This window comes from uncultured Desulfosarcina sp., assembly GCF_963664155.2.
GTDB lineage: Bacteria > Desulfobacterota > Desulfobacteria > Desulfobacterales > Desulfosarcinaceae > Desulfosarcina.
In genome coordinates, this window is the sequence record NZ_CAXXXH010000001.1 from 629,458 (window position 1) to 652,069 (window position 22,612).

At 56.9% G+C, this 22,612-nt stretch carries 13 protein-coding genes; 6 read left to right on the top strand and 7 right to left on the bottom strand.

Annotated elements, in window-relative coordinates; translation table 11 throughout:
- The first annotated feature begins 277 nt into the window (after positions 1-277).
- The 6 genes from ACHZBS_RS02900 to ACHZBS_RS02925 all read left to right on the top strand — a co-directional run bounded on the left by ACHZBS_RS02900 (position 278) and on the right by ACHZBS_RS02925 (position 9,867).
- A complete protein-coding gene (locus ACHZBS_RS02900; protein ID WP_319405029.1) occupies positions 278-2,020 on the top strand; it encodes an aldehyde ferredoxin oxidoreductase C-terminal domain-containing protein in 1,743 nt (580 codons plus the stop codon).
- A 102-nt stretch (positions 2,021-2,122) separates the two neighbouring features.
- Positions 2,123-2,713 (top strand): hypothetical protein, encoded by a 591-nt coding sequence (locus ACHZBS_RS02905; RefSeq protein WP_319405030.1) that lies wholly within the window; start codon positions 2,123-2,125, stop codon positions 2,711-2,713.
- Positions 2,714-3,008: 295 nt separating this feature from the next.
- Positions 3,009-3,185: a hypothetical protein gene (locus ACHZBS_RS02910; RefSeq protein ID WP_319405031.1), complete on the top strand. Its 177-nt coding sequence runs from the start codon at positions 3,009-3,011 to the stop codon at positions 3,183-3,185.
- A 186-nt stretch (positions 3,186-3,371) separates the two neighbouring features.
- Positions 3,372-4,541, top strand: a complete 1,170-nt coding sequence (locus ACHZBS_RS02915) for an amino acid ABC transporter substrate-binding protein (RefSeq protein WP_319405032.1) — start codon at positions 3,372-3,374, stop codon at positions 4,539-4,541.
- A gap of 19 nt (positions 4,542-4,560) precedes the next feature.
- Complete coding sequence (locus ACHZBS_RS02920) at positions 4,561-6,897, top strand: response regulator (RefSeq protein ID WP_319405033.1); 2,337 nt, start codon at positions 4,561-4,563, stop codon at positions 6,895-6,897.
- Between the two features lie 423 nt (positions 6,898-7,320).
- A complete protein-coding gene (locus ACHZBS_RS02925; RefSeq protein WP_319405034.1) occupies positions 7,321-9,867 on the top strand; it encodes a hypothetical protein in 2,547 nt (848 codons plus the stop codon).
- Between the two features lie 144 nt (positions 9,868-10,011).
- On the opposite strand, the gene ACHZBS_RS02930 is transcribed toward ACHZBS_RS02925, so the two are convergent.
- From ACHZBS_RS02930 to ACHZBS_RS02960, 7 genes are all read right to left on the bottom strand, one after another.
- Positions 10,012-10,182: a hypothetical protein gene (locus ACHZBS_RS02930; protein ID WP_319405035.1), complete on the bottom strand. Its 171-nt coding sequence runs from the start codon at positions 10,180-10,182 to the stop codon at positions 10,012-10,014.
- Positions 10,183-10,278: 96 nt separating this feature from the next.
- A complete protein-coding gene (locus tag ACHZBS_RS02935) occupies positions 10,279-15,240 on the bottom strand; it encodes a hypothetical protein (RefSeq protein ID WP_319405036.1) in 4,962 nt (1,653 codons plus the stop codon).
- A gap of 117 nt (positions 15,241-15,357) precedes the next feature.
- Positions 15,358-16,542 (bottom strand): hypothetical protein, encoded by a 1,185-nt coding sequence (locus tag ACHZBS_RS02940; protein WP_319405037.1) that lies wholly within the window; start codon positions 16,540-16,542, stop codon positions 15,358-15,360.
- 79 nt (positions 16,543-16,621) lie between these two features.
- The gene (locus ACHZBS_RS02945) at positions 16,622-18,055 is read right to left on the bottom strand and encodes a hypothetical protein (protein ID WP_319405038.1); all 1,434 of its coding nucleotides are present in this window, start codon (positions 18,053-18,055) and stop codon (positions 16,622-16,624) included.
- A gap of 145 nt (positions 18,056-18,200) precedes the next feature.
- Positions 18,201-18,695 (bottom strand): hypothetical protein, encoded by a 495-nt coding sequence (locus tag ACHZBS_RS02950; protein ID WP_319405039.1) that lies wholly within the window; start codon positions 18,693-18,695, stop codon positions 18,201-18,203.
- A 207-nt stretch (positions 18,696-18,902) separates the two neighbouring features.
- Entirely contained in the window at positions 18,903-22,025 is a 3,123-nt protein-coding gene (locus ACHZBS_RS02955; protein WP_319405040.1) for a choice-of-anchor X domain-containing protein, read from the bottom strand.
- Positions 22,026-22,053: 28 nt separating this feature from the next.
- Positions 22,054-22,470, bottom strand: coding sequence for a hypothetical protein (locus ACHZBS_RS02960; RefSeq protein ID WP_319405041.1), 417 nt, complete (start codon positions 22,468-22,470; stop codon positions 22,054-22,056).
- Between the last annotated feature and the right edge of the window lie 142 nt (positions 22,471-22,612).

A 22,612-nucleotide genomic window follows, 5' to 3' on the forward strand; every position in this document is an offset into this window, starting at 1 on the left:
CTATTTTTTTGCCGAGCACCTACCGTTAACGGTTAGGCTTCCTGCGATTTTACCTTCCCTTTCCCCTTTGCGCGAAAAACAGATAAAAACGACCTGAAATCAACGGTATGCAGATCGGCCATACCACCACTGTCATTTTTGGTTTTTCTTGACATTACCGACGAATACCCATAATTACAGCAACAGGTTTCCATTTTCTCCCATCTTTCTTAGACATGACCATCAGATCACGGATCGCTTATTTTAACACCAGCATCATAGGCACAGGAGGGACGCTATGGACAAAATTTTAAGAATCAACATGAGTGCCCCGGGGGGACCGGCCGTCAAGACCGAAGCCCTTGGGAATTACGCCGGCCTCGGCGGCCGGGCAATGACCTCGGCAGTCGTGGCCAAGGAAGTGCCCCCCACCTGCCACCCCCTGGGAGATGCCAACAAACTGGTCATCGCACCGGGAATGCTCAGCGGTTCGGCAGCTGCCATGTCCGGGCGATTGAGCATCGGCTGCAAGAGCCCGCTCACCGGAGGCATCAAGGAAGCCAATTCCGGCGGACAGGCGGCCCAGGTGATGGGACGATTGGGCTACGCAGCCATCATCCTCGAGGGTAAGGTGCCGGGTGACAGCCTGTATAAGATTGTAATCGACAAGGACGGCGTCAAAGTCGAATCCGCGGCCGACCTCAAGGGACTTGGCAATTATGCGACGGTGGACAAGCTCGCCGCCCAATACGGTAAGAAAGTCGCCCTCATCACCATCGGCCAGGCCGGTGAAATGAAAATGTCCGCCGCTTCGATCGCTATCACCGACATGGAGCAGCGCCCCACTCGCCATGCCGGTCGGGGAGGCGTCGGTGCTGTCATGGGATCCAAGGGACTCAAAGCCATTATCCTTGACGACGACGGCATGAAGATGCGGCCCCCGGCGGATCCCGAAAAATTCAAGGCCGCCAACAAAGCCTTTACCGAAGGGTTGCGCAAACACCCGGTCACCGGCGAGGGGCTCCCCGCATTCGGCACCAACGTACTGACCAACGTGGTCAACGAAGCCGGTGGCTACCCCACCCACAATTTCAAGACGGGCCAGTTTGCGGGCGCATCCAATATTTCCGGTGAAACCCAGGCCGCTCTGGAAAACCAACGCGGAGGTGAAGGGTCGGCAACGCACGGCTGCCACCGGGGCTGCGTGATCCGATGCTCCGGCACTTTCTTTGATAAAAACGGCAACTACGTCACCAAGCAGCCCGAATACGAAACCGTCTGGGCCCACGGCGGCAACTGCGGCATCGACGATCTGGATGTGATCGCTCAGTTGGACCGCATGGATGACGATTTCGGTCTGGACACCATCGAAATGGGCGCCACCATCGGTGTGGCCATGGATGCCGGACTGGCCAAGTTCGGCGACGGCCAGGCCGCCATCAAGATGCTCCAGGAAGTGGGCGACGGAACCCCGCTGGGAAGGATTCTGGGCAACGGCGCGGCAGTCACCGGACAAGTCTTCGGCGTGGAGCGGGTGCCCGTGGTCAAGCGCCAATCCATGCCCGCCTATGATCCCCGCGCGGTTCAGGGCATCGGTGTGACTTACGCCACCACTACCATGGGGGCCGACCACACCGCCGGCTACGCCGTGGCCACCAACCTGCTGGGCGTGGGCGGCAGTGTGGACGCCCTCAAACCCGAAGGTCAGGTAGAACTGTCCAGAAATTTGCAGATCGCCACCGCAGCCATCGACTCAACCGGGATGTGCCTGTTCATCGCCTTTGCCATTCTCGATCAACCCGACACCTTCAATGCACTGGTGGACCTGGTCGGCGCATTCATCGGTCAACCGATGACCGCCGATGACGTGACGGCCCTGGGCAAATCGGTGCTCAAAAACGAGCGCGAATTCAACCTGGCCGCCGGCTTCACCGCCAAAGACGACCGGCTGCCCGACTACTTCAAGAAAGAGGCCCTGGCGCCCCACAACGTCACCTTCGGCGTCAAAGATGAAGAACTGGACACGGTTTTCAACTGGTAGTACACATTTTTGAAGATGTTAACACGGCAATGCATGGGGAGATCCGAAAGGGTCTCCCCGTTTGCTTGGCGATCCCCCACGGCCCCATTCGGAGAGACAGTCATGATCCGACTCCACCTGCAAGTTGACGCGTCTGGTGTACCCCTGTTTTACGCTCTATTAGAAAAAGGCGTTGGTCTGTCCGCCAGAATCGGCTGCACGCTCCGGGATTTTTTGTGCGGCCAACTGGGCCTTTCCGGCGGCTATCTGGACAAGCGGGTCCAGACCCTGTTTCTGGATGCCCGACCGGTGGACGATGTGGATAAAGCAGTTATCCGGGACGGATCGATTCTTGCCCTGAGTGCGGCCATGCCAGGCCTGCTGGGGGCCACTATGCGCAAGGGCGGACGATACGCCGCCTTTCGAAAGGAAATTTCTCAACCCACCGATGAATGCGGCATCTGCGAAACCTCGGGACGGGTCACGGTCAAGCTGTTCAACATGGTGGCCAAGGAGGTTGGCGGTCGACTGCTGGAAGCGGGGGTTGAGGTGGATGGCGATGATCTTAAAAGAATTGCTAATCGCTTCCCCGACGAGGTGAGCCGCAACATCCGAAATGGCAGAATGGATGATCATGCGATAACACCGGACATGGCCTTCTTCTCGACCCTACCGGGAAAGCGGATATTGCTGACCGTCAGCATCGCCGGTTAGAACGCTGCATCGTCCATGCCTTTTGGCGATCGAGACGGATTGGGGGGAACCCTCTTCGACGACTGATCGATTCCATGGGATCGCGCCTGGCCGTCCTCGCACGTTCCCATGAAATATCACACCCTGATCGTTCTGACACCTTCTCAGCAAATGTCGTTTCGCCACCCGGCGATCGAGCCTGCCGTCAGAAATCAACATTCATCAAACCGGTTTCATTTCCACCACCGATATGGGATGATGAACGCCGGCATCGCTGCCTCGTCTGTGATGGAAAAATTGATCATGGAGAGATAACATGGAAGATGACCAGTCCATCGCCGATCTGCTGTCAACCGTAGCCAGACAATACCAAAAGCAGATCGCGGACGACACCCTTTCGAAAAACAAAACGCGGCTGGAGATCCTCCGCAGACTGGAGCTGATTTCCCAGAGCATCAAAGGGCTGATGAAATACGAGCAGGAACGGCTGTAGCCGACACAGCCATCAAGGCACCTGCCATGATCCGGATCCTTGACGAAACCGGGTATCGATGAAATACTTTCCCTTGCAAGGCATAATCAAAAACAGCGGCGATGCCGCATGAATCGTGATCGCCCCTGCACGGAAAAAATTCTTTCCGAGAAACGCATTCACCATAGAACCGGAAAAAGGAGCGCCATGCATAGGTATCCCTCGGCAGGACGGGTACTGGCTTTGACGATACTGATCCTGTTCCTGCCGCTGGCCGGTTACGGAGAATTGCCGAAACCGATCCGAATCGGCGCCACGGTATCCCTGTCCGGCAATTTCAGTGAACCCTCAGCCATGGTGCGTGACGGTTACCGGCTATGGGAAAAGCAGGTCAACCAGCATGGGGGACTGATCGGCCGACCGGTGGAACTGGTTGTCTACGATGACCGCAGCGATCCCGAAACCGTATATGACCTTTATCAGCGGCTGATTCACCAGGACCGGGTCGATCTGGTTCTCTCGCCCTACGGCACCCCGCTGACCCTGCAGGCATCCCAGGTCAGCGAAGCCAGCCAGATGATCATGCTGGCCTGCGCAGCCTCCGGCAAGGCCATCTGGAATCGTGTCTACCGGTATGTGTTCGGCATGTATGCCCTGGCCGACCGCTATTTTATCGGCATGCTGGACCTGATGGCCAGGCAGGGTCACGACACCGTATCCATCATTTATGAAGACAGTCCATTTAACATCGATGTGGCCAACGGTGCGGAAAAATGGGCCAGACGATTCGGCATCGCCGTGGCCCTTAAAGAATCCTTCGCCCCCGGTCAGGGACAACTGGGCGGACTGCTGCAGGATGCCATCGAGAAAAACGCTGCCGGACTGATCCTGTCCGCCTACCCGCCCGAAGGATACCGAATGCTGGAGCTGATGCAGGCGGCCGGCTGGCGGCCCAGGGCGATAGGCATGACCATCGCGCCCATCCACCCGGATTTTTACCTCAAGGCCGGCCCGATTGCCGAGGGGATTTTCGGCCCGTCGCAATGGGAGCCCGATGAGCGCATCCCTTTTCCCGGGACCACCAAGTTTATCCGGGATTTCCAGGCGGCCTACCACAAACTCCCCTCCTATCATGCCGGCTCCGCCTATGCCGGCTGCCAGATACTGGAACGGGCCATCACCGAATTGAATGAGATCAATCAAGACCGGATCAGGGATTACATCAGTTCCCTGGACACCGTCACCGTCATCGGCCGGTTCAAGGTGGACCACCAGGGCCGACAGGTGGGGCACAATCCCATTTTGGTGCAATGGCAGGACGGCAAGAAAGAAATTGTCTACCCCACCAAAATGCAGACCGCGCAACCTCGGTTCTGACACTTCCGGAGCCTGTGCCGTGAAAAAGGAAACCCCTGTCCCATTTCAAAAACGAATCCTTCTCGCCATCCTGCTTCCGGTTCTGGCCGTGGGTATCGTCATCTGCCTGGTTTCCACCACGCTGATCACCGCCCCCATCTTCGACGATATCCAGGCACGGATCGACTCGGAACTGAAGCACGCATCGAACATGGCACTCCAGATCTGTGAGAACCATCTCAACTATCTGCTGGATCTCCGCCTGGAAGACGACCGGGAGATGAACAACGCCCTTAAAATAGAGGCCGCCAAGGAAATCAAGGCCATCACCAGCCGTTTTAAGGGCATTCAAATGATGGTTGTCAGCGGAGATGGCCGCGTCCTGGAGGCATCCGAGGCTCTGGCGGAGGCCAAACCCCATCTCTCTTTGGTCAAACAAAAACGTGATGATATACGGAACCTCTCCTTCTGGGGCAATCCTGTCCGGACACACTATTTATACTTCCCCTTCTGGGACTGGTACGTCGTCGGCTATATTCATGAAAAAGACTACCAGGCCCCACTGGTCATGGCCCGTCGCATCATCTACACCGGAACGTTCGGGGTGCTGGCAGCCATCTGGCTGGTTCTGCTGGTGGTCGTCAGGAACCTGATCAGTACACCGCTCAGGCGGCTGGCCAACGCCACCCGCAAGGTGGCGGACGGAGACTTCTCCATGCTGTCCACCTCACGCAGTGATGAAATCGGCCAGGTCGTGGATACCTTCAACACCATGGTGGGGGGGCTGGAAAGGAAAAACCGGGAAGTGTCGGACCTGATCGGTGCCCTGAAGGAGTCCGAGAAACGTTATCGCGATATTTTCAACGGCGCTTCCGAGGGCATCCTGGTGGCCGAGGTCGCCACGAAACGGTTCCGCTACGCCAACCCCGCCATCTGTCGAATGCTGGGCTATCCGGAAGCAACCCTGACCGCCATGCATGTCCAGGATATTCACCCCAAAGAAGATCTGCCCCGGATATTGGCTAATTTCGGGCAACAGGCCCGGGGTAACGGGAAATCGATGGTATCGGACATCCCCTGCACATGCAGCGATGGTTCGGTCATCTTTGTCGATATCAAGGCCACTCCGGTCATCTTTGACGGAGTCGGATGCAATCTGGGATTCTTCACGGATGTCACCGCGCGCCGCACCGCATCGGCTGAACGCAAAGAACTGGAAAACCGTCTCCACCGCTCGGAAAAGATGGAGGCCATCGGGCTGCTGGCCGGCGGGGTGGCCCATGACCTGAACAACATTCTCAGCGGGCTGGTCAGCTACCCGGAACTGCTCCTGATGGATCTTCCCGAAGAGAGTCCCCTGCACGGCCCCATCAGAACCATCGAAAACTCGGGCAAGCGCGCGGCGGCGATCGTCCAGGATCTGCTGACCCTGGCCCGGCGAGGGGTGGCCGTGTCCCAGGTGACCAACCTCAACCGGATCGTCACCGACTATTTGCAATCCCCCGAACATGAGAAGCTGAAAACGTATCACCGGAATGTAATCATCGACGTGAACCTGGAGGATAGCCTGCTGGACATCAAAGGATCCCCCATCCACCTTTCCAAAACCGTGATGAACCTGGTTTCCAATGCTGCCGAAGCCACGGACCCGGCCAAAGGAGCCATCACCCTGTCCACCCGCAACCAATATGTGGACCGCCCCATCCGGGGTTACGACGAGGTCAGGGAAGGCGACTATGCCGTACTGACGGTAACGGATGACGGTATCGGCATCGCCGCCGAGGACCTGAAACGGGTATTCGAACCCTTTTATTCCAAAAAAGTCATGGGGAGGAGCGGCACGGGGTTGGGCATGGCGGTGGTATGGGGAACGGTGAAGGACCACAACGGCTATATCGATGTGGTGAGTATCCAAAACCGGGGCACCACATTTGAACTTTATTTCCCGGTAACACGCGAAATCCGGGTGGCCGATACCGAAACCCGGTTGGTTAAGGATTTTGCCGGTAATGGTCAAAAAATCCTGGTCGTAGACGACATTCCCGACCAGCGGGAAATCGCCACCCGCATTCTTTCCCGCCTGGGCTATGCGGTGGAGTCGGCCGCCAGCGGCGAAGCCGCCATCGAATACATGCAATCGGGAGGGGCAGACCTGCTGATTCTGGATATGATCATGGATCCGGGTATGGATGGCCTCGACACTTACCGGCAAATTCTCAAATTTCACCCTAACCAGAAAGCCATCATCGCCAGCGGCTTTTCGGAAAACGACCGCGTCCGCGAAGCCCAGCGGCTGGGTGCCCGGCAGTATGTGAAAAAGCCCTATACCCTGGAGAGCATCGGCTTGGCAGTGAAAACCGAGCTCAATTCCGGGTGAAGGTGCGAAAACCGTTTTTCTGCCACCCCCTTATTTCGGAAATCACCTTGAAGATCACATCCAGCGACTGAAGGTGCTCATCACATCCCATCTAGGTTTCCCTTGATGCGGGAACGGGAGCATGTTATGTTATGAAAAAGTTGATATTCTCGTTGCCGGAAATGGTGGATGACCTTCATTCAACACCTGCGACCCGCAAGGCGTTTGCTTGGCCGAAAGGCAGCCGGACCCGAACCTCTCCAATCTCCAGCGCATATCCAAAGACTTTTCTCCAACGGCGTTGATTACTCTCTGCTGACCTGAAAATCTAACTATTGTGCCGAATGCACGATACTCTGGGAATTGCGTCCTGCAACCACCCCCTTAAGGAGGTGTATCCTGAAACATCTTCTTTTTCGATCCATGCTGACATGCGGGCTTGCCTTGACCCTGCTGATGATGTCCACGGATCGGGGCGCATGCGAAGCCACCGATGAGGGCAGCGGCGTGCTGTGCATTCCCGACCTGCAATCCGCCAAAAATGCACTGACCGGGCGCCGGGGAACGCCATTTACGGTCTACCTTCATAAAACCGGAGACAAGTACATCCGCAGCCGGGATTACGACTGTCTGTACCAGTTGCTAAAACCCGTTGACGAAACCACACTGAGCATCCGCGAAGCCAGGTCTGTACTCTTGTACCGCATCCTTGCTCAACTCGGGCGGAGCCATTTCGTGGAGGCGCACATCACCTATGGCTGGCTATCCGAATTGCTTGCTTTGGAGGCAGACCATGAATTTGACACCCTCCTGAAAAACAAGCTCCGCGAGATCTCTGACGAGCGGGTTGAAGAATTTGAAAAAAACATCGACCGCTTCCATGCCGGTGCAATGAAAAACAGCGAAGAAACCGTGCTGTTTTATCTGGTCACCTTCGCCGCCAACCGGCTTGACCGTTGGGATTATCTGACGTTGAAGCGCTGCAGCGAATCCGTCAAGCCCCATTCCTTCAGCCCTGCGGAAAGGCTTTACCTCTATTCGATACAGGTCATCGTCAATCTGCAACTGGGCCTCGTTGCCGAGGCCTATGACGCCTATAAAAAATACCTTGAGATGGCTGGGTACTACCCCGAGGGGATCATCACGGAAGAAACGATAAAGTCCAAAATTCCTCTTTATTCCAAAGACGCCTTTACCCGGTTTTATACCATCACCGACGAGAAACTTCACTTGGCATTCGAGGAATTTTGTGAAAACGGCGTTGACCACTGCGGAGTGTTGACACCTTCCCTTTCTGCCCTTGCCCATCTTGAAACGGAAGCACTCGCCGACCGGGAATGCGCAGGCGCATGGATGTGTGTGAAAATGTCTCTGGATAAAATTGTCACTCCGGACGCCTTCTACAAGCCAATTCCCGAAAACAAGGTGAGGTTCCTTTTTTTCCTGGCGAAATCGAATATGATGCTGAAGGACTATCAAACGGCCCACCGCCAGCTTTTGGGTCTGAAAACATCGGACCGGATCAAAAATTCCATCTATGCCGACCCGGTCGAGCAGATGGTTAATACTTGCGTCGCAAGGATCCGGGAAAGCCGGCAACAGTCGTTTAAGGATAAATTCGCCGATATTACGGAAATTTTCTACCACACTGCTCGCAATCGTTTCCTGGCGGTATCGGCCCTCTCGCTTTTCCTCATATTCTTTTTCATCCAATGGCACCTGTCCTTCAAGAAGCAAAGCAGCGGGTTCATGTCCATGATCAGTACCCTGGGAAAGATTCCCCGCCTGAACAAACCAAGCGAAAAGGTGCTTGACGGTTTGCACAAAAGCAGGAAATTAATCTTCTTGCCCTGCAGGGTCTTCGATGACAAAGACATTAATATAGAGCCTCGGCACAAAATCGGACTGCCGGGAGATCATTCCGGCAGCGCGTCTGAACTTGCAACCTACAGTCGTGACATTGTCCGGTTGCTGAGCCTTCAAACGCCATACCCCATCTGTTTCATCGCCCGACTGCCCGGTTATAAGCCCAAACGGCACTTCTGGTATTATATGGCCTGTGGGGCAGTCGTAGCGCTGTTGGCCACCTGGGTGCTCGCCTATGGCAAGCCCATGCCATGGGGGGACCAGGCCATGCTTTTCTTTGTTCTCACGGCAACCCTTGTCGCGGCGCTTACCGGTATTCGCATCATGGCCCGGCAAGTGCTCAGATGCCTCCAGGAAATCGCAACCATGCTGGAAAGCATCGCCGACTTTAAAAAAGTGGAACAAGAGACGTTGGTCATGTTCAGGGATCCCTGGCAATTTTTTGTGGCATTTGTGATTTACGGCCTTTTCTTCACCATCTCGAAAGACCAGCTTCCATCCACCCACGCAGTCATCGTCCTGATCATCCTGATGATGTGTCCGATCCATTGGATGATGATCAGTTCCCTGCTGTTCACAAGGGTGTTGTGTGATATACATGACCTTTCCATCAACCCCCTGTCGCCGCTGAAAACCTGGGGCCTGCAGAAATGGATAGCGGTGATCGGCACGTTTGCCACCACCGGCAGCGTCATCATCACCTTTGCCTCGGCCATACCGATAATGACCAACTGGAAGAACCTGACTGGAAAGGATATCTTCTGGATATGCGCCATGCTGCCGTTGCTGCTGGCCTACTGGATCTACCCCTATTTCAGGATCCGGAACCTGGTCAGACGGTTCAAGCTGATTCGCATGCATTTCGTCAAGACGCATATCTCACAGGCCTACGACAGCTGGCAAGCGCTGGCCGCTGCCGCAGCTGGTACAGGGGGCATCGACGACGCCCAGCTAAAGCGCATCGAGAACCAGATGGATCGGCTCAACCGATACTACGGCCTGTTCAAGGTGATCGATCAGAGTCCTGAATTTTTCGTGGACGTCTACTCGATCCTGGAACTGGCCAAGGTCATGGGCATTCCATCCCTTTTTGCAGTGGGCACATATCTCCTGCGCCTGTTGTGATTTGATTTTTTTGGCCAAGACGTATTTTGGGGAACCGGGAACGCAAGGTGAAAAATTGACTGGCAGGCAGCTTAGAACAAGGTGCGCCCAGTGCGCCTTGTTCACCAAGGGTAGACAGCTCCTTTGGTTACCTCCGGAGACGGATCAGACGGTCATGCCGATATCAAATATCTTGTGGCAGGACGGGCAGATGAACAGCCAGCGGGTGATCTCTCCCTGTTTTCGGAACATGGAATGAAACCCGTCCCGGTAGCCGCAGGACGGACAGATTCTGAATTCATCCTTCTGCACAATTTTTTCAACGTCATGTTCCATGGATGGGACCTCGAGTTGTCTTTCAAAAATGGTTTACGAAAGACGCCTAACCCGTTTACCGTCCACCTGTCAAGCGCTTCACCGCCGCTGATCGCATCAGCGGGACTTGCCCCCGAACCAGTCGACCATGTCCCGCACGGTCTGCTGGTCGAACTTGAGACGGAACTGCACAAAGGGGCCTTTGGCGGTATAGCTGCCCGCCGAGAAATCATCGTCCTCGAAGCCGGTAAAGTTATACCCCACGCTGAGCCATGCATTTTTCACGATGGCGTATCCGACGGAAGCGCCGGTACTGTAATCCATCTGGCCGGCATTCCAGGAGTGCAGCACACTGCCGCGAACGCCCACGTCCCAGTTCCGGGTGATGTCATAGCGGGCCTCAAGGCCCACCAGGTCGGTAAAGCCCGTGTAGGTGTCGCCGTCGATGGTATCCAGCACATACTTGGCGCCGTATTGCAGGGTGAACTGAAGGCGGTGGTCCGGCTTGTAGTTGAGGTTGAGGTTGTTGACAATGCATCGGCTGTCGGTATCGGTGCCATTGCCGTCGATGCTGTCGAATTTGAAATCCAGCCGATCCAGAACGATCCAGCGGGTGTTTTTGGGCCGCCAGGCCAGGCTCAGCCGGATGTCGCCGGTGGCGTCGTCCTGCCCCCGATCCGAATCGGTGACATTGACCTGCATGCCGGCAGACAGCCCCAGTCCTCGAATCGGCTCGACGATGAACCCGCTGAGCAGGTTCCACTTTTCCTCGTCGTCCGCAAAACGGGTTTCCGCGCGTGACGTCCAGGACCACCTATCGGCCCGGTAGCCTGCACCCAGACTCAGGGCGGTGAAATCGTCCTCGGCAAAACCGCCCAGGCCGGCGTCGCCGGAGGCTTCGATGGTGTGGCTGCGTTCGAATCCGCCGTCCAGGGTCCAGCGCTCATTGACCTGCCAGGTCTGGTTGAGTCCCAGGTTGGCGAATACCCGCTGGGAGGCGTCGGTAGTCTCTCTGCTCACCGACGTGCCCAACTGGCCCCCGTTCCAGGGGGTGGCCTTGAGCCCGGCCCGGGTGGACTGAGTGTTTTCGTCGCTGCCCCAGGTCAGTTCCTGCTCGGCGAACAGCGACACCGCGTCTGTAAGGCGAAAATCCGCGCCTGCCAGGGTCCGGGTGGGATAAGCGCTGCTGTTGTCGCCACCGCTCAGCAATTGCTCGTGATCCAGCCGCAGCCGCAGGCGGTCGGCATAAAATGATTGGGCCGCACCGGCCAGCAGCATGTTTGACCGGTCCGCCGACCCGTCGCCCAACCGATCCTCGGCCATCCGGAGACCGCTGTAAAGCCGGTAATCGCCATTGTCATAAGTGGCCCTGCCCTCGCCCATATCCCGTTCCGCATCGGTGGAAAGGTGGGTCTGCCGATAAAGGTCGCCGCTCAGGGTCAGCGTCTGGCTCATCCGGTAGTCCGCCTCGGCCCCGATCTTGCGCGTGCCGGATTCGCTGCCGTTTTGCTGGCCGAGGCCGAAATCCTCACCCTGCTCGCGGGCGTACAAACGGGTGTCCAGCCGCTCGGATGTGCGGACCACTTCCGCCAGCCAGGCGTTGTCCCGCAGGACCTGGCCGGTTTCCTTGCGGCGGGTGGCGGCCAATTCAGCCTTGAAGGTGCTTTTCTCATCCAATTTCACGGTCAGGTCGGTACCCCCCAGGTCGCTGTCGGCGTTCACCGGTCCTTCGTGGATGTAAGTGCCGCCGACTTCCACCCGATCGTCCAGCATCCGTACCGCGCCTCTACCGCCGTAGGTGTACGACTCATCCGTCTTGTCGTCGGACTCGTATTCCACGACAATATAGACGGGGTTGAACCCGTCGTCCCGGCTGTACACCGGCGACTTGAAGAAGAGGGTTCCGTCATCGTAGTCGATGCTGTAGTCCACATGGCGGGCCAACGACCGGCTGGAAAGAATAATTTCGCTTTTGTAGCGGTCGCGGGTTTCGATAGTGATCTTTTCCGAGTTGATCAGGAGATTCTTGCGGGTCAACCGGTAGAGGCCCGAGGTGCCGTCGCCCCGGATCTCGTCTTTGACGAACGCCTGCCGCGTATCGGCGGCAAACCCGTCGAAACTGAAAGTCTGTCCGGCAAATTCGGTTTTAAGGCCGTTGAGGGTGCGGCTGTATTTACTCAGTTCGGTAACGGTAAGACCGGTGTCGTAATCGCCGAACAGCAGATAAAACTGCTCGCGCTCCAGCTTGACATACAGCTTGCGAATGCTGGCCGCGTCGTACTGCTGGGTAGTGTTATCGCCGTAAAGGGTGTAGTACTCGTCTGGATCGATGGTCTTAAACAGCGGGTTGTTCGGGTCCTGCTTGTCTTTCTCCGAATCATAGGCCAGAGTCAGCAACCACTTGCCGCGAACCTTGCCTTTGGCAAAAAATGCCAGGCGGCCATCTTTGTAGAATTTCTCTTGTTCATCGGCATCGGAGAGATTTTCCATGTTCCCTGAAACCGTATTGTACCCGGCGGTTCCTTCAGCAAGCCCTACGATGATCCACTCGCGCAGGAAAGGCTTGACATAGATCTCGGCGTCAACCCGGGCATCGTTATAGCCCAGGGATACCCGGTAGCGTCCGCTGGCGGTCACCGGGGCGAAGTCGACCCGCCCGTCAGCCGCCACACGGACCGTCTTGGGATTACCGGTTTCCTCTCGGCTGAGCCTGTTGCCGCCGGATTGGCAGGGCTTCAGGTTGCCGTCCCGGATTTCCAGTTCGGCCGGGGCCTGGATGAGTTGGCCGTCGCCGTCCAGCAACTGAAGGAACAAAGTGATCGGGGTCTTGCCGTCGGCCACGTTGTCCCCGGCTGACAGCAGACGTATGCCGGCAATCTGGCCCGTGCGAAGGATAGTGCAGGTCTGTTTGAAGCGGGCGTTGCCGAAGGGGCCGATGCCCTGGATCTCCAGCGTATGCTGGCCGGCAGCGCCGAAATCCACGCCGATATAGGAGTAGAGGGTGGTTGCGCTGGAAGGATCCTTGAGGGTAAAGCCGATGCGTTTGGTTGAAATCTCGTTGCCGTCCAGCAGCAGACGCGGTTTGAGTCCGGCATCCAGACGCACGCGAACGGCGTTGATCGGATTTGTCAGACGGCTGCCGTCGGCCGGGACCAGGAGTCCAGGAGCTTCGGCTGTTACTACTGTATCAACCGGGGCGGTTTCACCGGCGTCATCCGGGTTGCGGCAGCCTGACGTGATGTCCTTGCCGACTGCCGGCAGGGAGGGGTCCGCATCCGGTTTACGCTTCACATGAAAATCGGCCCGCCACAGGGTGCCGCCCTGGAGGTCCACGAACTGGGACCAGGGTGTCCCGGCGAAACGGGTATTCATTTCACAGGCTTCGGCTTCCACGGTGTCCGGCAGGCTGTCGACGTCCAATTGAACCACGTGAACACCCTTGGAAAGCCCTTCGACGTGGTACATGCCCTGCTCGTCGGTAATCACGAAAGTCCCGTCTTCCAGGTAAACCCGGACGCCCTGGACCCCGTCGGCCGCATCGGTTTGAACGTCATCGCAATTGTCGGCAATCACCCGCCCCACAATGATATTCTCGCTGCGAAACAGATCCTCTCTTACCCGAACCGTTGCCGATGCCGTATTGGAGCCATTGCCGGCATTGTCGGCAGCCATCGCGGTGTTGACGGCCTCGCCCAACCGGGCACCGGCAGCCACTTCCACCACATAGCGTACCTGGATGGTTCCCCCGGCGGCCAGGCTGCCCAGGTTGAGTGAAAGCGTTCGACCGTCGGTGGATATCTGCGGGTTGTCGAGGCGGCGGCCATCCTGCCTGGCCGAACCGTTCTGATATCGGAACCCCACCGGCAGGCGGTCGGCGATGACCACCCCCCCGGCAGCATTCGTATCGGTGTTTTCCAGATCCAGGACATACTGGAGGAAATCGCCGATGGCGACGGTGTCCTTGGAAGCAGTTTTTCTCAACCACAGGGTCCCCGCTGACGGATCGACGGGGATGTCCAGATTCACCGACGGCCCCGGGTTGATGGTAAACGTCTCGCCCCGCGAACCTGGCTCGAGGATGACAAAGGGACCGCCCGGCAGCGCTTGAAGAACAGCCGTGGGCACCACTGATGGGGCACCGTAGCCGGTCGGCGCGGCAATATCAATCCGGTAGTCGCCGGGAGCGACGAAGGGAAAACGAAACCCGCCAGGCAGAAACGGATAAATCCTCCCGGAACTGTCGGTTGCTGTTGTGCCGGAAGTAATCGTGGAGGGAAAACTGCTGATGCCGTCATCGCCGAATACGGCAGCCGGAAGCCCCGTTGTAGCGTCGATCAGGGTAAGACCCACACCGTCCAGGGGGTTGCCCGTGCTGCTGTCGAAAACGATGCCGTAGGGATCGACCATGACCGATGCCGTGGCCTGGTCCGATGCATCGGTGTCGTCCACATATTCTCCGACCAGCGGCGCGGCAGCGGTCACGTTAAGCAGACCGTCGAATGGGGTTGCCGTACCGCTGCCCGTGCTCTGGATATATCCCAGAAAGATGCCCGTGTTCGGCCCGGTTTCCGTAAGCAGAAGCAATTCGCTTTCCCCGGTGGCCGGTACGGAGACGAGCACCCAAAGGGTATCTGTGACTGTGGGATCACCGTCCTGGTCGCCATCGGCAACCTGGACAAAAACAGGATCGTTCTGGTGATAGACCACCGCCGCCGCCAGGGGAATCGGGCTGCTCAGGTCGATGGGCGTACTGCTTCCGGCGGCGTATATCAGGTTGAGGGTCTGGGTTCCTCCGGAAGTGGAACCGTCGTTGCTGCTCGACGTAGTGGGGACCAGAATCGGCACGGCCGCAGGATCGGTAGGCGCATATTGGTAAAAGACGATATTCGACGCGGTGGGTGTATCCAGCCACGCGGTTACCGACGTGGAAGCGATCACCACACCGGAACTGGTCAACTGCGCGGAGTTGGTGAATGGCGTTGCGGCCAAGGCCGTCCCAAAATGGAGAAGCACCGCCAGCAGCACCGCGGGGAGGAGGAGCGGGATGCGGCTGACGGTGCTTTTTCTCCTGTCACGCACCACCGCACACCTGCCGGGCAAAACAGGTGCGCAGTGATGGCGGAGCGATCCCTTTTCAGGGGCTTGGCTTCCGCAAAGTGACAGGCAAGGGGTCATGGGTTGACAATCGCTACAGGGTTAATTGATGGTTACCTGGTAAACGATGAAAACGCTTTCGCCGCCGGCAACCGTTCCACCACTGGCAGCCGCTGCCCCGCTGCCCACATTAACGCTCAGGCTGGCTCCGACTATTACCGCTGCATCTGCATCTGACTCCTGGCTGAGCTGGGTTTCAGCACCCGCGCCATCCACGTAAACGACCTCGTTCGTACCCCCGAATGCATCGGCAACCAGGGTCACGAAGGCAGTCGGCAGCACGTCGTCTATGGTGCAGTCGGTGACATCTCCGGCACCGGTATTTTCTGCCAGCAACAGGTATTCCAGGGTGTCGCCCGGTGCGCCGGTGACCCCGTCGGTGTAATAGTCATTCGCGGACAAATTGACGGTGAAAGATCTGGCGCCGGTGGTACCGTTCGGGTTGTCCACATTTCTCACGAACTTGGTCAGCGTAGCGCTGCCGCTGGTATAGGTGGCGATCACCTCATCGGCGACAAAACCGGCTGCGCTTGATGAAGCATGGGTTTCCACCGTCACCACGATATCCGTTCCGGAAGCGACGATGGTCCCAGAATTCACGATCAGGGTGAAAGTCCGCTGCTCCAGAACCGAGACGCCCACGCCCGGCGCTGACGTGAGTGCAGCCGACAAAGTAATTGTGGCCGTCCCGGTGGCCGAGTCGCTGATGGCGGCAACCTGCCGGGCCTCGCCGTTGACCACTACCATGTCATCAACAGCGATACCGTTAACCGCGCTGTCGCTGTTGTTCCCATCGGAAGGCACCTGAAGCACCGTAGCGGAACTGCCGCCGGTGGTAATGGTGGCACCCAGATCGAAAGGAAGGGGAACGGTGACAGAAGCGCTGTTGCCGTTGTTGGTCTGACTGAGGATGGGGCCGGCAATGGTATAGGTGTCTGGCCCGTTGCCGCCGGCGATGATGGTGTAGACAAAAGCAAGCGGCGTGTCGGCGCCGGCATAAGCGATGACGCCGTCAGCCGGAGCGTCAAGCGTGGGGGCACCGGGAACAAGAGCCACGGTGACGGTCACCGATGCGTTGACCGTCTGGAGGCCAGATCCGTCGTCAAAAGAGAGCGTGGCTTGGTTGACGATCTGAGCGTTGGCCGCTACGTCGGCCAGGGCGCGCCCGATGTGCACGCAAAGCGAAAACAGAAAAAATAAGGCAATAATTGAAAACAGTTTTTTCATGATGCACCTGTTTTTTGGGTCGAATCCGATGGGCGCCGGGACGAATCCCAGCGCCCGTGAGAACTTCAATTCAGGTACATCAATCGATTGTAACCCGATAGAAGACGGTGATCGTACCACCTGCGGCTAACGTTCCGCCTGTGTTTGTGGAGTCCGATCCTTCGCTTCCAAGATAAAAAGTCATTGCACTTCCAGCGGCGGAACCGTCTGCGTTGGCCGCTCCCACTGTTAGGCTCTCGTCATCGGAATCGACAACTGTCATTTCCGCATAATTGGGGCCGTCATCGACAGCTGCAAAAACAGCCGCACCGCCGGTACTGCCATATCCATTGTTTGCCCACGTGGACAACGTGGTGTAGGCGGGCACCTGGTCGATAGCAACGACGCCCTGTGTCATACCTAACGATGTATTCTCAATTACCAGGGCGTACTCGAGTGTATCTCCAGGATCTCCGTTCACGCCACTATTGTAAAAAGTATAGTTTGTTGTATCGATGGCTATCGTTCGCGTCGCGCCTGTGCCATTGTCATTGGTTACATTCCGCACATATTTGCTCACCAGAAGCGATCCGCGTGCGGCATTTGTAGTAACCAGTGCTGTGCCATTTTGGCCATTCATGCTGGCAGTTACAGTTGTTTCCCAGGAAGCAGCAATGAGGGGGTCGGCGACAACACCCTGGGTGACCGTCAATGTAACCGTGCTTTCCTCAAGGATCATACAGCCTGCTAACGGCGTAAACGTAATTGAAGCTCCAGAATCATTATGCAGTGTAACGTTACCAGGGACAGCGGTGGCCCCACTGCCAACACTGGGGTCACTGACTGCGGTAATCGAAAAGGGTCCGTAATGGGTGGTTCCCTCGTGTATATAGACAACATCTCCGACCGCCAGTCCGTTGATGACATTATCGGATGCACTTCCACCGGTCGTGGACCCATTTGTAGGGACGCCGCCATCGTTGGGGACTGCAAACTGGATGGTAGCACCTGCGTTAATTGTCGTCGGAGTTCCTATTTTGCCTTCCGAGGGATCGATCACCGTGGCGCCCAGAAACACCGATCCCGAGCTTAAGCTCGGCAATATTGCACTGATGGCGATGTTTGTGGGGTTTCCGTCGACCGCATTCAGTAAAATGGATTCTGGGCCGTTGGAATTGGTACGAAGGGTTACCGTATAAGCTTGTGTACTGCCAGTTCCATCGGTGCTTCCCGTTAATGGGGAGAAAGACACAACCGTCGGTGGCACATCGATGGTATTAACAATCACATCGATTGCCGCGCTGATAGGTGTCTGGGCAGCACCGCCGCCGTCCTGATAATTCACCGTCACTGTATTTCGAATGACCGTATTACCTGCTCCGCCCTCCAATGCACCAAAAGCAGCCGTGCTAATGGTAAAGACGCAAACAGCCAAAACTGCCACGAAAGAAAGTATCTTGTTATTAAATCTAACTATCCTGCTCTTTTTTCCCGTCGTCTCGGTATTCATTACAATCTCCTTTTCCTTGATCATTTTTCACTGACGTACTGGTTGAAGTTTTGGAGCGTAAGGAGGGTCCTTTTTAATCATTTACTGCCGGATAGGTCCGGCCCGACCCCATCCATTTCTCTGTTGCGTTTCTCTTTTCATCTCCGCTCCTTTTATGATTAGTAGAATTCTATTTCACGCTGGCTTGGTACCCGAGGGTCAGGCTTTTTCCAGGAGGCACGTCGGCAAGTGTCCAGCGGATGTCCGTGTATTGACCCGGATCAGCAGGCTGCCTCTCCGTGCTGCCGTCAGCCTTTTTGACTGTGACCATCAGCCGTGAAGGCGTGTCGAAGTGCCTGCCGCCATCCGCCGAAAACAGGATCGTACTGCCCTCGCCGAAGGAGCTATTGCCAACGTACGCCGTGCCGTCCGGTAGCGGGTTGTTGAGAACCACGTTGGTGGCCTTCTCGTCTCCGTCGTTGGTGACCGTCAGGGTGTAATAAATGGTCTGTCCGGACTCAACGGTGTCAGCGTTGACGCGCTTGACAACGGTCTGCCCGTTTTCCACGACGGTGATCTCTTTTTCCGCCGTAATGGCCACTTTCACTTCAGGCTTGGCCCAGACATCCATGGGCATAAGCATCAAGGCCGAGGCTGCCAGTATTAGTAAAATTCTCGTTCTCATTTCTTATTCCTCCCTGTTGGTATGAAGTTGCTTGTTGATTGTTATTTCGTGAAAAACCAAAATTCTATAGTTGCCAGTGGCGGCCTGCAGGAGCGGCTTCCAGCCGCAATCATCTTCATTTTATCGCGGCTGGAAACCGCTCCTACGGTACCGGTTCCCTCGAAGCCGGGGAGCGACCTTGTCCCGAACGGCGCTTTTGCTTTTTCCTCATTTCACGATTACCTGGTAGCGCAGGCTGAATCCTGTTCCATTGCCACCCAGAGATCCATTCACCGGCAGCTGCCAGTGGGTCACGCTGCCGTCGTATCCTGCCGGTGAACCGCTGCCCCCGGAGACCAGTGGGCTGTAAGCGTAGGTCGCTCCGCCATTATCCGAATAGGCCGGTGTGCCCAGCGTCATGCCGCCGGTCGCCCCGACCAGGGTGAACGGCAGCACACCACTGCCGTCATAGGCGATGCGCAGGGCCGTATAGGGGCTCATGGCATCGTCCAGTTCGATGTTGATCGCCGGTCCCGTTCCGGTGTTGACCACCTGGATGGTGTAGGTGATGAGATCGCCGGGACCGGCAGTGGCACTGCTGGCGGATTTTAAAACGGTGAGCAGCGGCACCCCCACCAACAGCGTGGCCGCCCCCTGGTGGGTAATGGTTCCCTCGGTGCCTTCGGTGGCGGTGACCACGGCCGTCCAGGTGCCGTCGCTGCCGGAGGGCAGGGTCAGCGCGTACTCGAAAGCTCTGGACGCTGGGCCGATGTCCGGCACTTGCAGCACCATGGGGTAGCTGTTGGTTCCCGAAGGCCCGGTGATGTCTACAGTGGCACCGGTGATGTCGAAACTGCCGAAGGGGTCGCTAATCACCGCACGGATGTATACGGTGATGCCAGGCGGGGCCGAAGTGATCATCGCGCCGCCGGCATAGACGTCGTCATAAAACGCCACCGAGTCCACATTGATGACCGTCTCCGCAGCCATGGAAAGTTGAGAAAAACTGCTGCCGGACAAGTTGTAAACCCTGAAGCTTTTGTTGTCCCACCAACTCCCGCCGGTAGATGTGTTGCGAATGGCCAGTTCCAGGGCCGAGCCGGATGCCAGTGTGATGTCTCCAGACGGGGTAAAGACAAAGGTGTATGCCTGAACGGTGTTGTTCACTGTGATCGTTTGATTGGTCAGCGTGGCAATGGTGCCGACAGTAGTGTCGGTGGCGGAAAGTTCCAGATCCAGAGCGACGGTGGTATTGATGCCCCAGTTGTTGTTGCTGCGAATCAGCAGCACCAGCAAAATATCTTCACTGCCGTCGATTTGAAGTGTCTGGGCCAGTCCCGGCGTCAGGGTCCAGGAGTTGCTGTTGTTGCGGTTCAGGGTTTGATAGGTCGATACCTCTGGCGGCGTTCTGGAAAGGTCAGCATTTGTGCTCAAATATAGCTGTTTCGTTCCCGAAGCAGGCTCAGTGGTCGCTATTATTGTGGCGGCATTGGGACTTGCACCGAAACCACTGGGAACGCTTACGACTGCGGTGTTGTCGATGGTGGAGCCGGCAACGGCAGCCATATCCACGGTAACATCGAAAACGATCATATCGCTGCCGAAGGCCGGCAGATTGATACCGGACACGTCCATATAGCCGGTGCCGTTAGGGCCTGTTCCGTCGGACGTGGAAGAATCCGTGGCACCGACAGGCACGCTCACCGGCTTGATTCCGAATCCGGACAGGTGGGAGGGAATAATGTCGGTCACGCGAATGCCGGCAGCAGGAAAGCCGGCCGATTCGACCAACGTGATGGTGTACCGGAGCACATCGCCCGGATAGAGGCTGCCTCCGTTGAGGTCGATGACGGTTTTCGTCGAGGTGGACAGATCCGGTGCCGGGTCGACGATGGTAAAAGACTGCTCATCCGTGACGGGGTTGCCCGAACCATCCAATGCAACGATTACCGTTTTCCACATAACACCGATGGCCGTTCCGGATGGAATGGTCACGGTGGGATTGGCCGCATCGGAACCGTCGTTCGACCAGACCCCGTCATCGGCCGTGGCGTCGCCGTGGGTGCCGTCGTCAAACAGGACGATACCGGCGGCGACTTCGCCGTTATCCTGATCGTAAACATAGGCCGCCACCGAAGCGGGTTGAGCATCCACAACGGCGGAAATCAAGAGGACCGAGCCGGGATAGGCGGTTAGCGGACGGATAATATTGACCCCGAAAGCCTGCGGTTCGCCTATCTCGAGGTCGACCACACTCCACTCCACGTCGTCCACGTGAAACCAGGTGCGATATGCCTCGACATGGTTGCTGGTTATTTCCAGGGTAACGGTCTGCCCGCGGTAGTCATAGAGGTTGGCTGACACCTCGAACCAGGGCTCGTCTCCCGCCGACAAGCTCATGCCACGGTGATGGTCACCGTCGGTGTCCAGGTCCCAGTAATTGTATCGTCCGTAACCGGAATTGGTAGTGCTGATCTGGCCGATTCTATAATTGGGTGAATAGGGATGATTGACATAATTGCCTGCATCGGGGCCCACCACGGTATTTCCGTCAATCCGGATCTGTATAAAATCGTACCGGTCGTCATAGTCCGCCGAACTGTCCCATCCTTCCGCTCGGTAGCGCAGGGTGAGATCGCCCGGATTGGATGCGGGAATAGTAATGGTCCGGGAGAGTGTAACGGCAGGAGAGACGCTGCCCGGTTCGTCTGCGGAGCGGGAACCCAGCAGGAAGGAATACTGTCCGGTATTCGGCGTGCCGTCGGTGGAAACAGAATCAACGAAGACGGTTTCGCTGGGCCGGATTTCGGAATCGAAGCCAGAATTGGCATTGGCCGTCCACCCTGCCGGAACGGTCTGTCCGGTAGTGCCGAACTCGAAGTTACCGTTGATGGTATCGGCCGCCGGCCAGGGGGTTTTGGGTCCGTTCTGGGTAATATCGAAATAGAGGTAGTAGACTGCCGGGCCGTTGTCTTCCAGGATGAAGCGCACTTCTCCCTTCCCGTTGTCCACGGGGTCAGGGTCGATGCCGTCTTTGTACACGGTGTCGGTGAACTGCTGGACCGCAACGAGACTGCCGTCGCTCTTGACAATCCGGGGAGAGTCCGAATCGAAGGTGCCGGACATGCCCATGGCGGTAAGCAGTGTGCCGAAATCAACGAAGATCCTGATGGTGCTGTTGGCAGCCGCGCCGGAAGGAATGGAAATGGGTGCCCGAAAGTGCCAGTCCGGTGCGCTACCAACACCATTGGTGTCAAACCAGTCGGGTGCGGAACGAAGATCGGCGCGGCACAGAGCGGGGATCACGACCATCACGGCGATAAGCAGACCAACGATCCAATGCTGACGCATCGGGTATATCCGGATAACCGAGGTCATATCAGTGAGGGTTCACTTGCAGGGCTGCCTGGGGTGTGACCATCGGGTCAAACTGGCATCCCATCATCTTCTCAACCACCGACACTAAAGGGTCGATACCCGCGTCTGAGAAAGTGATGAAACGGGGTGCGAGTGCATGGGCTTTGGAAACCGTTTGCGGGTCTTTATCGGAAAGGACAAGCACCAGGCGCATGTCCGAGAGCAGTTCCCTGATGGTGAGGAGGCGGTCCAGTTCTGCTTCGCTGCCAATAGCAAGGACCCCAATCTTGAGGTTTAACCGCGGCTGGCGAAGCCGATGAAAAAGGTCGTCCAGATTCGAATAGGTTTCCAGGCACGCATCGGACGACCGGCCATTCAAGATCCGTTTCAGTTCCTGGGAGACACCGTTTCTGGCTTTTGCGTATAACAACAGCATCATGTTGCTCTCCTTCTGCGGGTTGCGTTGGATTGCTCAACAAGAAGGAGAATGGCAACAACTGTGCCTGATCGGGAAAATTATAATAAAATCAATTATACCGGATTGTTATTGGATAAATGCAGGGAAATGAATGAAAATTAGG

What these genes read in the sequence shown, in the direction of transcription:
- ACHZBS_RS02960 (WP_319405041.1), bottom strand. Translation starts at nt 22,470, where the DNA reads ATGATGCTGTTGTTATACGCAAAAGCCAGAAACGGTGTCTCCCAGGAA.
- ACHZBS_RS02955 (WP_319405040.1), bottom strand. Translation starts at nt 22,025, where the DNA reads ATGCGTCAGCATTGGATCGTTGGTCTGCTTATCGCCGTGATGGTCGTG.
- ACHZBS_RS02900 (WP_319405029.1), top strand. Translation starts at nt 278, where the DNA reads ATGGACAAAATTTTAAGAATCAACATGAGTGCCCCGGGGGGACCGGCC.
- ACHZBS_RS02945 (WP_319405038.1), bottom strand. Translation starts at nt 18,055, where the DNA reads ATGATCAAGGAAAAGGAGATTGTAATGAATACCGAGACGACGGGAAAA.
- ACHZBS_RS02910 (WP_319405031.1), top strand. Translation starts at nt 3,009, where the DNA reads ATGGAAGATGACCAGTCCATCGCCGATCTGCTGTCAACCGTAGCCAGA.
- ACHZBS_RS02940 (WP_319405037.1), bottom strand. Translation starts at nt 16,542, where the DNA reads ATGAAAAAACTGTTTTCAATTATTGCCTTATTTTTTCTGTTTTCGCTT.
- ACHZBS_RS02905 (WP_319405030.1), top strand. Translation starts at nt 2,123, where the DNA reads ATGATCCGACTCCACCTGCAAGTTGACGCGTCTGGTGTACCCCTGTTT.
- ACHZBS_RS02930 (WP_319405035.1), bottom strand. Translation starts at nt 10,182, where the DNA reads ATGGAACATGACGTTGAAAAAATTGTGCAGAAGGATGAATTCAGAATC.
- ACHZBS_RS02950 (WP_319405039.1), bottom strand. Translation starts at nt 18,695, where the DNA reads ATGAGAACGAGAATTTTACTAATACTGGCAGCCTCGGCCTTGATGCTT.
- ACHZBS_RS02915 (WP_319405032.1), top strand. Translation starts at nt 3,372, where the DNA reads ATGCATAGGTATCCCTCGGCAGGACGGGTACTGGCTTTGACGATACTG.